The following is a 15131-nucleotide window of genomic DNA, read 5'->3' as shown; positions in this document are numbered from 1 at the left end:
AAATCCTGTACTCTCCTTAAAATCGGGGCTAGAAAACCCGGTATAACAGTATTTCAGTTTCCAACCGGTCACATTCCGGTCACCAAACAACAAAAAAGACCTCATCCCAATTACGGAATGAGGTCTTTTCAATGATTCAATTGTCATCGCCAAGCTACTCTCTGTCCAAACCGGGCAGAGAGCTATTTTGCTAATATTTGATTTTGCCGGTGGCCTTGCCATTCTTATCCTGTGCAACGATGTAGCCGTACTTGCCATCAGAGCGTGGTTGTCTCAGCCAAACCCGCTTCGGGCCTTGCAAGACAGCGTCAAAGCTGACTACATCTCCGGCTTTCAGCTTGGCGATGCTCCCGGCAGTGATCTTAGGCGACTTATGGAGGTGGAGTGCTTTTTTCAGTGTAAAAGTACCGCCCTTCTTTACCCATTTGCTGGTTGGCTTGGACTTCTTAGGCGCTGGCTTAGCTGCCACATTATGGAGATCAACCACGGCCACGTTGCCATCCACATTCAAGCCCTTCCAGTTGTTCGTGAACTGCCAAATAGCCACGCCATCCAGAGCTGGAAAATAGCCAAAGTTAGCTGCTGAAACTGGGTCCGCCGTCGGGTATGACGCAACCCAAAGGCAAGTCCCAAACTTAGAAATGACCCGCTTGGTGTCGATTGCTGACCGCATCAACGCCGCCCCTGCATAGAGGCCCGGGCGATAGCCAGCGTCCTTCAGTGCCCGCATGAAGGCCAAAATAGCCGCCGTATTGGCTGATCTAGCCCCATCAACCCGATTGGCAGATGATGGCTCCCAGTCAAGCCAGAGCATCCGTTTCTTGCTAATGTTAGTTTTTTTCACCCACGTTAAGAAGTACTTGGCTTCCTTTTTGGCCTGTGATACCGAACTGCCAAAGTTGGCAAAGTGATAGGCATGCGTATAAAGGTGGTTAGCCCGTGCGCTGGTTACCTGTGCTTGTGCTTTAGGATTAAAGTAACCAGTTCCCTCAGTCAGCTTAACGATAGCAAAGCTAGCGCCTGCCTTATGGTAGCTTGCCAAGTCTGTAGGCTGGTAAACAGCAACATCAACGCCGTAAGTTCTAGCCATTATTCTTCACCTCCACGGGTGCATCATCCATAACCATCTTAGAGCCAGAAACAGGGGCTTCAACGGCTTTTGGCGCTTCCTTGGTTGTCTCCCCATGGTTGAAGTCTGCGGCTGCCCAAGCGGCTTGAATAGCCCCGTAAACCGTTGATTTGGTAATCCCAGTGATTCCTTTTCGCTGAAGCTGTTCGGTAATGACCTCAGCGGCGAACTCACGCTTTTGGTCACCTGCCATACCACTAAATTCAGCCTCATTGACCGCCCAAACGGCCAGCTTGCCAATGGTGTCAAAGGCTTTCCCAGCCGCCGTCTTAGTGTCAATCTTGGCCTTATAGTGTAAGTAAACACTTGCGATCACGGCCAGGGCAATCGTCCCTAATGCGAAAACAATGTCAAACCAATCTTTAGCTGTCATTATCGTCATCCTTTCTAACGATGTTTATAGTTGCCGCCATAGCACTGACTACGAACATCGTTTAATTCGTCCTGAAGATCTTCAACTCTCTGCTGAAGGTCTTCAATTTTTTTGTCTTTTTTCTCCAACTCCCCAGTCAGCCGTGCATTTTCCTCATTTAGGCGGTCGAACTGGTCTTGTTTTTCTTCCTTGGCATTCTTGGCAATACTAAGTCTGTAGCTTGCCACGTACATTATTATTGTTGGAATCAGGGGCAGTGCCTTAAGAATAATCTCTCTCCAATTAATCGGAACCACCCTTCCTAATAATCATCATCGTCTTTTCCGGGGCTAATCTTTGCCATGTAAAGAGTAATGAAAAGCAATGCAAGCTCGGTAAAGCCGGATGTAAGCATGTTTGGAACACCGGCCGGAGCAAACAGCCCGTGCATGAACTCAGTCGCACTTAATAGAGCGTAATAGGCACTAGCGGTTGAAATCAGAAACCGATTTAAGCTGTTTGAGTGCTTTTCGTCCATTGCCCAACCGATCATGCCTAGGCCAACACAGAGGCCAATAAAGCCGACCACGCTGTCGTTTTCAATAGCGGTGATCCATGCCGGATGTGGCGGCCAGAAGAAATAGCGGTGATGTGTCAGCAACGTTACGCCGATGATTGCCAAGTTTGATCCGATAATGAGGTGCAGCACGTTCTGCTTGGCCTCACTAATCAGCTTGTTCAGACTCTTTCTTTTCATCGCCATCACCTTCAGCTTTCTTCAGCTTGTCCTCCAAATCGTAGACTGTAGCCATGAGCTTGATGTTTTCGCCGCTCAATTCGTTGACCTTGGCTAACAGCGCCCGAATCATCGAATCTTGTGAAACTCCCTTATCCATCTTTCGGCCTCCTACTTGCTTGCCTGAAGCCATGCGATCATCTTTTTCTTGCATGCTTCAACCTTGGCGTTGTAAGTCAGTTCTTCAAAAGTTACGCCTTCACCCAAGTCTTCCTTGGTCAATTTCACGTAAGAGTTAAGTGATTCCCCGGTTTCTTGGTTACGGCCTTCAACCGCACCAGTCATAGACAAGATGCCGCCCTTTTCATCACGTTGGTAAGAGTCATTTGCAATGTAAACGATCATTTTAGTTCTCCTTTTTAGATAAAAAATAGGTCTTCCGGCCTTGTAGATTAATGATTACGATGTTTTTCCGCCCTGGTGGGGGTCTGGTTTCGCTCATGTTTGTCCCTAGTTCTATTTAGTCAGTGCCTTGATCTGCTTTTTAAGGCTTGCCACCTGGTCTTTAAGCGACTTGATTACCGGGAGCAGGGCAACGGCCAAACGGTCGTAGTTGATCCCTTCAACTTCTCCCTCTGCCCCGTAGTTGACAAGCATGTCAAGGCCAGCGGCGTCAAGATCATCGGCAATTAGCCCGTAGTAGTAGCCCGGTTTCTTGTTATTTTCCGGATCCTCTTCATAGTGCTTCTTTTCGGCCTTATCGATCCACTTCTGCGGTGTAAGCTCAATCAGCTTGTTTCCGTAGTCATTATCTGCATCTTGGATGTCAGTCTTGTACTTGCGGGCTGAAGAGCTGCGGATAAGTGCACCATCGGGGGCAACAAAAACGTTGGCCCCAGCGGATGTGGTCTTAAGATAGGTCGGATATGAGTGCACATAGTCAGCGTCCAGAGCAATCCGGCCGAAGGATTTAAAATTAATCCAGTCATAGCCGATAATGTTCGTATTACGTGAAGACACAATAATATTATTACCCCGAGTATAAGTCCCTTGGCCACTTTGATTCATGTATGCCCCTGGGTGGTCATAATACCAGTCACTCCCAACCGAAATATAAGGCTTTTCCGGCAGCCCGTTTATGTCGTCCCACGTCGGCCCACCAGCTAGAATTAACGGTGCTTTAGTGAAGAACAGTGCCGCTTTTGTCATGTCGTCAGAAAGGCTGATGCCTGAGCCAGAAACGCTGTTTGCATTGAAAAGCGAGCCTAAGAAGGTTTCGCCATTATAAGAGTTTGTCCCAATAACCACGCCCTCACGGCCTTTAACAAATAAACCGTTTTTTGACGACCCAAAAAGATTCTTGTCCGGGCCGATGATTCCGTAAGCCTGCGCAGTCAGCGTGCTGTTAGCGCCAAAATTAAGCCACGTTGGCAATGTAGAAAATTGAAGCAATCCGTTTTGAGCTACCAAGCCTTCCCCGTTGTTGTTCAAAACTCTAAGTGTACTGTCTTGAATATGAACGCCGTTGCTGTTTGATGTGGTGTAATTGTGTAGCCCGTCTTTGTTTAACCAGAGATGCTGGGTGTCGCTCTCTTGAAGGTGGAAGCCGTTGCCGTCAATCCAAAGCTTGGTGTTATTCCCCATGTCAAGGTAGAAGGATTTGGTGTCAATGCTAATGTTGAACCCACCGTCCGTTGAATGTAGGTTGCCCTTCGTGAACTCTACTACCCCGTTGTCAAGGTTAATGTTCAAGTTCTGCCCGGAAATACTACCGGAGCTGATTGAATTTGCCGTCAGCCCGATGACATAGATATCGTCGAAATTCAACTTCCCGCCGGAGATCCGGTCGGCGCGCATCGTGCCTGCTTTGATGTAGTCAGCACTCAATGTGAAGCCCGGAGCAACATTTACATTACCGTCCAGGGTAATCTTAGACCCAGTGATTGAAACGCCCTCTGTAGACTGATTAATGGCCGTGATGACATTTGATTTAAGGTTGTCTGAGTTGATGTGGGTTGCCCAACCAGACCAAGAGCCCGTCCATTCTTCCGTATAAACGGTACTTCCGTTGTCCTTCCAAATCCGATGATAGACACGATCCCCGCTGTCTGAGGTGATTACTCGGAGGAATGCCCAAGCCGTGACCGGAGAGTTGGTCAATGCGCCCTTCAGCAGGTAGTAGCCGGCCGTTGTCATGTTGTGCAGGTCAACAGCCGATGTAATCACTGTAGCCTGCTTGGAAGCCGTGATAGCCGATGTAATCTTGCCCGGCATGGCGTTAACGGTGGAAACAAGCCCGGACTTGGAATCCCCAACCGTTGCTTTTAGCTCTTTGGCGGTTTGCTGGACGCTGGAGATATTTTCCTCAGCATTGCCTACCCGTGATGTCAGCCCACCCGCCGTCTGCTGGAGAGTTGAGATGTTACCCTTTGCGTCCTTCATGTCGCTGGTTAGCTGAGATGCGGTTTGCTGGAGGGAGGAAATGTCACCGTTAGACGGTTGCCATGGAGTTGCTGTATCGCCGTATTCGAACTGCGGTCTTGCCAATTGAAGCAATTCATTAGTGGTTGTCCCACGAACAATGCTTGGGCAAGCATAACCATTTGTGGGGGCTGTGACGGTAAATGAATATCTAGTCCATGTTGGCGTGTAATGCAGCACTTGCCCACTGCCTATCATTGAACTTGACTTATTGTTCTGATTTCCCGGAACATCATATATATTGCAGAAGAACCAAGCCGTATGATTGCTGGTGTCGCCCGACTTGGCATCAATAGAGTAGGTGTACTTTTTCCCCCCTTCAACAAAAACATATTGGTTCAAACCATTCCATTTGTGAGTGCTGTTCTGAACAATCTGGCATTTATTGATTCCGTCATTGTAGAAATCGCCTTTATCCCACGCCCATAAGTTTTCCCAAAGTGATGGGTCATTAATCTCTCTGGTATTGGATAACAGATTGCGTCCACCATTGCTAAGCGTACTGGTTAGACTGTCCGCTCTCTGCTGGAGTGTGCTGATCTGATTGTTTGCATTCGTGATGCTGGACGTAAGTGAGTCCGCCCTGGACTTCAGAGTAGAGATGTCATGATTGGCGTTAGTGAGGTCAGTGCGCACTTCGTCTGCGGTATGTTTGACGCTGGAAATATTGCTTTTGTTGTCGCTCACTTGGGCTTGGATTCTGTCGGCAGTTTGCTTGATTTGGGAAATGGACGAATCAGTATCTTCTGGAGCTGGAGACCAATCGGTGGCTAAGCTGCCACGCTTGATATAAACACACTTAGCGCTAAGCGTGCCGCCTGCTGGAACATTGTCAGTTCTGATTTGGAGCTGGATTGTATTGTTTGCAACATCGTTTGCACTCAGTGTTTTGATTATTCGAATTTCTCTCGTTTGTCCAGCTGGTAACCATTTAGCAATGTCATAGCTACCATTTACACCAAACGTCCATCCCTTAACGTCACCATTGCCCTGGAATAAAATCATTTGTCCGCTGGTTATGCCTGCGTTTTTGAGCGTTATCCCCAGCGTGATCTGATCGCCTTCTTTTAAGTCGCCAAGGTAGAATATTCCCAATTGCAAGCAATAGTTAGTTTTATTGTTGAAGTCAGTCAGATTTGACCAATCGCTTGAAGTACCACGCACATAGTTTCTATCCCCAGAATGCAAATTGCTTACCGTGCTAGTCAAACCATTAGCCGTTTGCTGTAACTGTGAAATGTGTCCTTCCGCATTGCCTACCCGTGACGTAAGCCCACTTGCTGTCTGCTTTAAGCTGGATATATCGCCCTGTGCATTTGCAACACTGGACTGCAACCCTTTAGCGGTCTGTTGCAAACTACTTACATTGCCCTCTGCATTGCTTACACGAGTAGTGATGCCGGACATGGTTTGCTGGATAGAGCTTACGTCTGTACCAGTCGCAACCCGCTCCCACGCTGTCCAACCTTTGTCATAATTAGAGCGCTCATAGGCAATATTATCTGCATCTCTCTTGACCCGTTGAACAACTCTCGTGTGATCTGCCGTTGCGTCAACCGTTGCCATAAAGTAAGCGGAGACTGGAGCGTTCTTAACAGAGAAGTCTTTAATTAAATAAGTCCCGGCTGTAGTTAGATTGTTCATGTCAACGCCATTGGTCAGTACTTGAGCACTGGCCTTGTCGTTGATAGCCTGTTGCCATTTAGCGGGCATTTGTCCAACCGTACTGGTTAAACTATCAGCCGTCTGTTTAACAGTACTGATGTTGTTCTTATTGTCAGTGATCTGCGTTTGCAAACTACTTGCGGTTGCTTTCACGCTAGCAACATCACCCTTTGTGTTAGCTAGATCTGCACGGATTGTATCGGCTGTTTGGGTGATCTTAGAAATTGCTTGGTCGGTGTCCTCTGGGGCGGGTGTCCAGTCGGTAGCCATCGTGCCTTTTTTGACGAAAGCATATCTAAAACTAAGCTTGCCACCCGCTGGAACGTTATCTGTTCTGATATTTATAGTATATGTGCTGTTTCCGTCAAGCATTCCCGCAGTAATTGGAATTGTGTAAGTCAAAGCTTTCTCAGTGCCGTTTGACACAAAGTCAGTTACATTGCCACCTGGGCTAATAGCACCGTAGTCTCTATTCCATAAGGAGACATCACCGAATTGCTGAAAAAACATCGTCCCGCTGGTTACACCATCGTTTTTTATAATGACGCCAAACGTGACTGTATCACCAGCCTTGAGTGTATCTATGGAGTAATCAACCAAATTGTATCCATAGTTTGTAAGGCTATTAAAGCCCTGGAAGGCAACCCAATCTTTGGAAGACGCATTGCCTCGGGCAAGGTTTCTATCGCCCACACGGATATTACTTACCGTAGTGCTGATTTCTTCGGCCGTACGCTTGACCTCAGCAATGGCGTTGCTGTTGAACTCAATCTTACTGTTGGCTGTGCTCAAGCTACCACTAAGCTGGCCGGTCTGTCTCTGAAATTCTGAGGTAGCCATTGCCAGTCTATTCCCAGTGTCAGCCAGGCTGGTCTTAGTCGCTGACAAATCGCTGTCCACTGCGGATAAGCTGCTCTTGATGCTGGCCAAATCATTATTAACTTTGCTAGTAGTCGCTATTAGACTGGCCCTAGTATCCGCCAAAGAGCCTCTCATGGAGTCTGCATCGGCATGCAAACTTTTAACCTCCGCATGGAGATTATCGGCCGTGTTGCGCAAATCCGCCAAAGAAGCATTCTGTTCGGCCTGAAGAGATGTCAGCCGCTGGTCTGTCTCACTGATTGCAGTCTTAGCAGATTCCCATTGGCTTTCTGCCGCGCTTGAGAGCTCGTTCTTGACCCGGGTTAAGTCTTCATCGGTTTTCTTGCCCATGGCTTGAAGCTCTGCCTTAACTTCACCGTCAAGAGGTGTTCTAGTCCATGAAAGCTTGCCGTCCTCTTCCTGGTAGATCCAAACTTCAACGTTATTGCCGTTTTGTTTATACCAAACGTCACCCTTCTTAGGATTCTTTGGCTGTCCTTGATAGCTTGGAGGGTAGACATTGTTCCCGCTTGCCGTGTGCCGGGCCTGGAGGGCTTCAATCATGTTTTTGATTGACCCTGCCGAACCCGTGTAGGCATACCCACCAGCGGTTGAACTGGATTGGGTTGCTGAAATCGTTGATTCCAAGCCCCCATTAAATGACATCGTGTACTGGTTGACCGGAACGTTAAACTTATTTCCCTGCGTGTCAGTCAGCGTTACCCAGTCCCCAGCTTCCAAGTTTGGGTTACCAAACCAGTTAAGGGTGTAAGGGTAGTACGTAATATCCTTAATCCCAGTCCAAACCGTGGTTAACAGATCACTGGTCATAGAATCGTTAGTCAGTTCGATTTGGCTGCCCGTTGTTTCCCCAGCTTGAAGCGTGGTTGTGTCGTCAACCTCTTGGCCGGAATCATCGGTCTTTTTGGTGTTGACCGTTACCTTGATCCCGCCTGTCTTGTAAGCAACCTCGTTCTTGGTCAGGCCGCCTTGCTGGTATTCACCAGGCGTAATTGTGTAATCGGGTGTAGCGGCCGTTCTAATTGTTAATTGGCCGTTACGGTCAAATGCTGCAAAACCCGCGTAAAATTGAGCAATCCAGCCTAAAGCGGTTCTTAACGTTTGGCCGGTAATCGCACTATCAAGATTAGGCAGGCTAGGGAGGTGAGTTAAATCTGTTTGGTTAACAGTTACCCCGCCTTGATTAGCAATTTCTGCAACCACATCTAGCATTGTGGCCGGGTATTTCAAAGTAGAAGTGTAAGCCCGTTCTAGCTTAACCATTTGGTCCAGCGCCTTAATGGTGGTCAAATTGTTGTTTCTATCGCGGTTAACTTCAGAAATGATGAACACGCCTAAAGGCGTATATTCAAATTTTCCATTAACCTTGATACCAATTTTAGGCTTAACCACTTGACCGGCCGTAAATGCTTCAATGACGCTTGAGAACTCCGCTGAAATGGAATTTTCATAATTTGACCCAATTCCCAGACTATCACCAGTGAAGGCCCCAGCATCATAACTCAAAGAATTAACACTAGTCGCCTGGTAGTCTGTACCATCAACATTAATGACAATATCCAGCGTTCTTTCGCTGGCTTGCCAGGCTTGTTTAACTGTATCACTTTGTTCTAACACTTAGTCACCCCTCTTACTGCTCGACTAAATCAAAACTCAAATTTTGCCAAACATAACCATCTAAGGCATCGGACCAAATTAAAGAAGGCACTGTTCGGTCCCCTACATAAAAGGTCTTGGTGGTTAATCCTCCAATTTCTGGATCTAGATACTCAACTTTGAAGAACTCTGATTTAACCGCGCTTAGAATGGCCTTGGCATCACTTAGAGATAAAGCCCCCCACTTAATAGTTAGCTTGCGTTTAGTGGTTAGCCGGTCACGGTGTAATAGCCCATGCGCATCACGTGATGCTTTAGCGTCAATGTCTTGGATAGCCACATCAAAGGACTGCGGGGCCTTAACCCGTGTCCCAGAAATTGTTAAATGATAGTCCATTAATGGTTCTCACCTCTTAAATTCTTAACATATTTTTTCCGTTGGCCTGGTTGACTTGGTTAATACCTTTAATTGCGGCCTCGCCCAACTTGGTTGAATCGACTTGGATAGTCACGTTAATTGGCTGATTATTGCCGGCTGGTTGACTGCCCATATTGGCCATTTGCAAGCCCTGAACAATCGCGTTAACAATGCTTGACGTGAAGTCATTATTTGCCTTAGTACCGCTATTAACCGTGCCAGCGAATGAAATCTGATTTTCAAGCCCTCTAGGCATTTGAACGCCATTTCTGAAGTTCTCGCCCATGAATGACATTGATTTTTGAATCAGTTCAAGCGCTCTAATCTTGTCAGTCAGTGGAATAACCATTTCTGGCTTGTTTCCTTCACCTACAAGATAGTAACCTTCCTTGTTGATTAAACCACCGTTTTCAAAACCAAAACCTTTAGAAAAGATCTTGGACAAGCTGGCCATAGACTTGCTAAAGGCGTCCCAATTTCCACTGCTTGAGCTAGAAGAAGATGAAGACTTTTTCTTTTCTTTTTTACCAAATCGCTTCAAGAAGTCTGACGCCCAACCAAACAATTTCTTGTCCATGATTGACTTTAAGCCATCAAACAATTTCACAGAAATTGACGCCGTTTCTGAATTCGATCCAACAAATTTAGAAATGATGTATTCCACCAGCTTTGAAGGGTGGGTAATGTCTTTTAAAATATCTTCGAACGTATCCATAACCCCGCCGGCAAAATCACCGATTGAGCTAGCAATGCTATTAAGCCCGCTAAAGTCAAAATTGAAATCAAAGTCACCAATACCGCCGGCATAGTGTGGAGTATCTCCCAGCAATGATTTGGTTTGAGCTGCTGGCATAACTTTAGTGCCGGCCGGTAAATCCATTAGCAAGTTTCTAACCGCTGGAAATAGCCCGGTTTGGCCGTTTGGCAATTGGAACGCTTCTCTGTAGGTGTCGCCTTCCTGGTCGTTAACTAATGCTAAACCGCCAGGGTGTCCACCAGTACCATTTGCATAATGGTATGACCAGTCAAAGGACCAGTTAAAGCCAGATTGACCAACCTTACCAAGTGCCCAGTTGATACCTTGACCAACTTTTTGAATTACCGTTTGAATTGGCTTGATGATCTTATTTGCAAGCTTGCCAACGGTTGAGGTTACGGCATTCCAGCCTCCACTAATCGCCTTGGCAATCTTGCCACCCAATGAACCAGCACTCTTAACTAATGAGCTAAAGGCCTTGCTTAATGTGTTTTTTACACTGTTCCACTTCTTAGACCATGAGGAAGAAAAGCCCGGCCACCACTTGGCCAAGCTGGTTGTAAAGTGGTTCCAGGTCTTGCCTGATTGCGTCTTTAAGTGTTCCCAGACACCGTTTTTACCGGTTACGTGTGTTTTAACGTTGTTCCAGTACTTCTTCCAGTCGGGGCTAAATTTACCCCACCATTTAGACAATGAACTGGTGAATTCCGTCCAGGTCTTGCCGGCTTGAGTTTTAAGGTGTGTCCAGACACCGTTTTTACCAACTACACCATCTTTAATGCTCGACCAGTGCTTACTCCAGCTTTTGCTAAAGGATTTCTTGAAGTCTCCCCAGCCTTTGGCAACGTCGGCCCACTTTTTGCCGAACCACTTTCCTAAACCGCCGAAGTATTTGGTGATATTACCCCAAATGCCATTGCACCATGCTCTAAATGGTTTGTTGGTTGCGTAAAGGGTCGCGAAAATAGCCACCAGCGCGGCAATAGCTGCAATCACCGCGCCTATTGGATTAGCCGCCATAACCACCCAAAGGGCTTTTAAGCCAGTCCCTAACAGTTGAACAAATCCAATTAATTTAGACCAGCCTAATTTAATTAAGTCGCCCATGTAACCGGCTAACAATTTGACATTAGACCAGCCCAATTTTGCCAATTCTGCCAGCTTGCCAACGCCAGCTTTTAAACCGTCCCAGGCCAAACCTGCAATAGTCTTGAGGTAACCACCAGCGGCTTTTATCTTTTCCCAGCCTAAACCGGCAATAGTTTTAAGATAACCACCGCCAACTTTTACCTTGTCCCAGCCAATACCCGCAATAGTCTTGAGGTATCCACCAGCTGTCGTGATCTTGCCCCAGGAAATAGAGACTAGATCTTTGGAGTAAGAATAAATGGTTTTAAGGTTCGTCCCAATCTCCTTGATCTTGGTAATACCAATACCATCTATCAGGTCTTTAAACACTGTTTTCTTGGTCCAAAGCTCTTTGGCAATGCCTAGCAAGGATCCAAACTTCGATGTAGCACTCTCGATTGCACTAACTGACACTTTAAACGTAAACCAAGTAATTAGGACCTTAGCAACGCTTGTAATGAGTTTCTGGTGCTTGCTTGCCCAGCTTGATAAGCCATTCAAGGCATTAGTAAGAAGTTTCAAACCTTCAATAACCGCTTTACCGGTCCATTTAGCTATTGGCTTTAAGAACGATTCCCAGGCCCATTTGAAGGCCGGCTTAGCCGCATCAATGACGGTATGCACCAACTTCAAAGCGGCTGCCAGCGCTTTAATAAAGTTTGGCGCTAATTGCGTGATCGTCCATTTTGACAAAGGCAAAAGAACGTTCTTGTAACCCCATTCAATACCGCTCCAAATGTCCTTATTAATTGATCTTACGGCTTTTAAGAGAACATCAATAGACTTTAAAAGTGGGCCGAAGTCGATGCTCTTAGCCCATTTGGCGGTTGCTGATGACATCTTGCCAAGCGCTGACAAGTCGTCATTTATGATATTAAGAACATCTTTAAAAATCTTTGTGCCAGTATCGCCAGACTTCCAGGCTTTATCAAATTGGCCCGCAAGATTGCCAACGGTCTTATTAAGGTTAGTTGCTATAGAAATTAAATGTGAAAAAATCGAAACGCCCACACCAGAATTAAAAGCACGTCTAAACGAATTGCCAATGTCATTACATAGCTTTAGAACCTTGTTTAAGGCATTGAAATAAGATTGAATAAGCTTAGTTCCGGCCCCGTTATCAGTCCATGCCTTTCTAAACGCTCTAGCAATGTCACCGACAATGTTAAGCATTGTCTGCAATAGCTTTAGTAAGTTTCGAACTGTTGTTTCGCCAGTACCATTAGTCCAAACAGATTTAAAGGACCGGCCCACGGCTTCCACGGCCTTTTTGAGTTGCTCCCAGGCGTATTTTGCTGCCTTAATGGTCTTGGCGCCTTCCTTATCCCAGGCGTCTTGCATTGGCTTAAACAATTCGCCTAAAAGCTTTTTAAGGTCCTTAGCCGCCTTAAAAGCTCCGCCGTCCTCGTTAATTGGCTTGCTGAAGTCTAACAGATTGGTCCCAGTACCACCCGAACCAGCCCCAGTATCGCCCGTATCGCTGCCAACACTAGGCACCGTCTGTGTAGGCTGTGGAGTAAATGTCTTTTTGGCTTGCTTGTCATAACCGCCATCATCGATAGAATTGTCCTTGTCTAGAACGTTAATCTCATCAAACCCCATTAAGGAATTCTTGAGATCTTCCGCGGCCTTTTTTTGCTTTTCGTAAGATTCCTTGGCCCTGTTATTAGCTTTTTCGATCTTTTTGTTTTCTTGCTGTACAGCCAAACGCCCGGCTTTATTGGCTGCTTGAATTTTTGCGTTTGACTCTCTAACGGCCTTAGCCTGTTCTTCTTGCTGTTTCTTAACCGCTGAAGTAGCCGACTTGGAGGCGCTGGAAGTGTCTTTCATTGCCTGGATTTGGTTATACAAGCCTTTAGCGCCGGCCTGGTTAGCTTCAGTTAACGCCGCAACAAAATTAGCAATCCACGCCGTAGCCTGGCTTAAAGCTGACATCAAGGCATTTAAGGCCGGTAAAACCGTCTTATAAATAGGATAAAAGGCGGTTAATAGGTTAACCTGAATTTGGTTAAGTGATGCCGAGAATTGCGTATTAGCCTTTAAAGCGCTAAAGAACGCTGACCCCAGGGCCATAATCGCCTTGTTTAAAAGCTGGTAAACAAGAATCTGCATTGCCAGCATTCTCCCAATCGAAACAAGGTTAAGCCCGGACCTGTAGCCCCGGTTAAAGCCATTGCGCGCACGGTTGCCGGCCTGTTCTGCACTATTGCCGAACAGGCTGAAATGACTTCTTAATCCGCTTAGCATGTTTCTAAGGCTAGCGAATCTGGATCCTAGCCCGGCATTCTTGCGCCCGGCCTTGTCTGCCGCTTCGCCGTTTTCATTCAAAGACAAGTCAAGGTTATCAATAACTTTCTTATAGGCCTCTGCCTTGTCTTCGGTGTAGGCGTACTGCTCACCCAACTTGTCCTGTTTGACAATCAACCGCTCTAAGGCGTCATTCTGTCGGTCGTAAGCTTGCTGGAATTTCGCAATCTGGTTAGGATCATAAGTGTATTCCATCTTTTCTTTAAGACTGGCCATTAACTGCTTTTGGTTGTTAATAGCCGCTTCGTTGCGGTCCATAGCCCCGGCTATTTGTTCAAGGCTGGCAGGAATCTTATTAAATTCCTCTCGCATATTTTGCGCTAAACTTTTGGCCTGGTTTAAATAGCGCGTCATCTTAACCCGTTGCTGGTCAATTTGTGCATCAAGTTTTGGTAAACTTTCCGGGTCCGTCTTAATAACGTCCGTCCGCATACTCATTAACTTCTGTAGTTTTGCCTGTTCTCGCCGGGCTTGTTCCATTTTTTGGTTAATGGTGTCCACTTGCTTGAGAACATCACGGGTGGCCTTGTTTAAGTCGCTGGTATCAACTTCAGGCGCTTTAATCTTGGTATCTTCTACCTTTTTAGCCGACTGCTTTAACTTGTCAAAAGTGTGGTCAAAATTGTTATTTGCTAGCTTGCTTTTTAACGTTTGAAATGCTTCGGAAATACGACTAAAAGCGCCGTGTTCTGAATTGACCGCGTCATTTACTTGGCTAGCTTCATTTCTTTTCGCATTAACGATGTCATTAGAATCTTGCTTAACCTTTTGCGCGTTTTGGTTGCTGGCATTGGCCATTTGGTTAAGCGAATTCTGAACATTGCTAGAAATTTGGCCAAAATCGTTTTGAAAAAGGTTGGCCAATTCTTGTGTCTTTTGAATGACGTCTGAATAATTGGCCTTGAATAATACCTCTAATTGCTCTAACTCCACGCTATCTAACCTCCTTTCTTTTATTGATTTTGTCTAGACCGTTTAATCATTTCTGCTTGTTGCATTAAAATTAGCTGGTCTTTCTTCCATTCTGGCATTTCCTCCGCCTGGTCTTGACCCTGGTTAACAAATGGATATGCTTCTTCCACTTTGGGCATTTTGGCCGGGTCATTAAAGGCATACGCAATCAAACTAGCCAATTGGTGGTCCATATACGCCCTGGCCGTGAGCTGCTCTTTTTCGCGTTGAACATTTGCTTCAGTTTGAACCATGACTTCATCAAAGGTTAAGTCCCAGAATTCCGCGGCTGAAATACCACTTTCTACTGCTTTAGGATAAATCGCCCAAAGTAATTCGCTAACAGTGGAGTAACTTATTCCTCGTTGTCCACCAGGCTGAGGCTGGTTTGTGCCAATTCTGTAGCGGTCTTCGAATCGTCCTTCTGCTTGCCGAAAAAACCAGATTGAGCGAGCAAATCATTAACCGCGGTATAAAGGTCCGTGGTGGTGCCGCCGTTGTCAATATAATCTTCAAATGCGTTAATGATGTCTTCATCGCTAACCCCGTGGACCTTGTTTGAGCCTTGTAAAACCACCAAAATTTCATTAATTGGTGGGAATTGAACTTGGCCTTCAGGTCCAATAAACAGCGTCAAAATTGACTTTTTCAAGCGCTTTTCGACTTGCAAAATTGCCCGGCCGTCCAACTTGCATTCGAGCGTTAACTTACCCAACTTAATCTCTTTAG

11 protein-coding genes are annotated in these 15131 nt (G+C 46.2%); all 11 read right to left on the bottom strand.

Going from position 1 to position 15131, the window contains the following annotated elements; all coding sequences use genetic code 11:
- Positions 1 to 190: 190 nt before the first annotated feature.
- Positions 191 to 1090, bottom strand: a complete 900-nt coding sequence (locus FC20_RS07440) for a GH25 family lysozyme (RefSeq protein WP_056945363.1) — start codon at positions 1088 to 1090, stop codon at positions 191 to 193.
- Entirely contained in the window at positions 1083 to 1502 is a 420-nt protein-coding gene (locus tag FC20_RS07435) for a phage holin (protein WP_155859258.1), read from the bottom strand. Before FC20_RS07435 ends, FC20_RS07440 begins: the two co-directional genes overlap by 8 nt.
- A gap of 14 nt (positions 1503 to 1516) precedes the next feature.
- Entirely contained in the window at positions 1517 to 1798 is a 282-nt protein-coding gene (locus tag FC20_RS07430) for a hypothetical protein (RefSeq protein WP_039943544.1), read from the bottom strand.
- Between the two features lie 5 nt (positions 1799 to 1803).
- A complete protein-coding gene (locus FC20_RS07425; RefSeq protein WP_008461014.1) occupies positions 1804 to 2238 on the bottom strand; it encodes a hypothetical protein in 435 nt (144 codons plus the stop codon).
- A complete protein-coding gene (locus FC20_RS10380; protein WP_155859260.1) occupies positions 2207 to 2377 on the bottom strand; it encodes a hypothetical protein in 171 nt (56 codons plus the stop codon). The genes FC20_RS07425 and FC20_RS10380 overlap by 32 nt, the downstream gene beginning before the upstream one ends.
- A gap of 11 nt (positions 2378 to 2388) precedes the next feature.
- Entirely contained in the window at positions 2389 to 2622 is a 234-nt protein-coding gene (locus tag FC20_RS07420; protein ID WP_008461017.1) for a hypothetical protein, read from the bottom strand.
- Between the two features lie 111 nt (positions 2623 to 2733).
- The gene (locus FC20_RS07415; protein ID WP_056945362.1) at positions 2734 to 8862 is read right to left on the bottom strand and encodes a gp58-like family protein; all 6129 of its coding nucleotides are present in this window, start codon (positions 8860 to 8862) and stop codon (positions 2734 to 2736) included.
- Positions 8863 to 8875: 13 nt separating this feature from the next.
- Positions 8876 to 9238: a DUF6711 family protein gene (locus tag FC20_RS07410; RefSeq protein WP_008461027.1), complete on the bottom strand. Its 363-nt coding sequence runs from the start codon at positions 9236 to 9238 to the stop codon at positions 8876 to 8878.
- A 16-nt stretch (positions 9239 to 9254) separates the two neighbouring features.
- Positions 9255 to 14384 (bottom strand): hypothetical protein, encoded by a 5130-nt coding sequence (locus FC20_RS07405; RefSeq protein WP_056945361.1) that lies wholly within the window; start codon positions 14382 to 14384, stop codon positions 9255 to 9257.
- Positions 14385 to 14404: 20 nt separating this feature from the next.
- Positions 14405 to 14656 (bottom strand): hypothetical protein, encoded by a 252-nt coding sequence (locus FC20_RS07400; protein ID WP_008461035.1) that lies wholly within the window; start codon positions 14654 to 14656, stop codon positions 14405 to 14407.
- Positions 14657 to 14757: 101 nt separating this feature from the next.
- Positions 14758 to 15131 (bottom strand): DUF6096 family protein (locus tag FC20_RS07395; RefSeq protein WP_156402964.1); only part of this gene is annotated, 374 nt, incomplete at its 5' end.

The organism is Lactobacillus equicursoris DSM 19284 = JCM 14600 = CIP 110162 (genome assembly GCF_001434815.1).
In the GTDB taxonomy this organism is placed as follows: domain Bacteria; phylum Bacillota; class Bacilli; order Lactobacillales; family Lactobacillaceae; genus Lactobacillus; species Lactobacillus equicursoris.
This window is presented reverse-complemented; position numbering and strand designations above follow the sequence as displayed.

Coding starts and splice junctions, on each gene's coding strand:
- FC20_RS07440 (WP_056945363.1), bottom strand. CDS start 1,090: ATGGCTAGAACTTACGGCGTTGATGTTGCTGTTTACCAGCCTACAGAC.
- FC20_RS07435 (WP_155859258.1), bottom strand. CDS start 1,502: ATGACAGCTAAAGATTGGTTTGACATTGTTTTCGCATTAGGGACGATT.
- FC20_RS07425 (WP_008461014.1), bottom strand. CDS start 2,238: ATGAAAAGAAAGAGTCTGAACAAGCTGATTAGTGAGGCCAAGCAGAAC.
- FC20_RS10380 (WP_155859260.1), bottom strand. CDS start 2,377: ATGGATAAGGGAGTTTCACAAGATTCGATGATTCGGGCGCTGTTAGCC.
- FC20_RS07420 (WP_008461017.1), bottom strand. CDS start 2,622: ATGATCGTTTACATTGCAAATGACTCTTACCAACGTGATGAAAAGGGC.
- FC20_RS07410 (WP_008461027.1), bottom strand. CDS start 9,238: ATGGACTATCATTTAACAATTTCTGGGACACGGGTTAAGGCCCCGCAG.
- FC20_RS07400 (WP_008461035.1), bottom strand. CDS start 14,656: ATGGTTCAAACTGAAGCAAATGTTCAACGCGAAAAAGAGCAGCTCACG.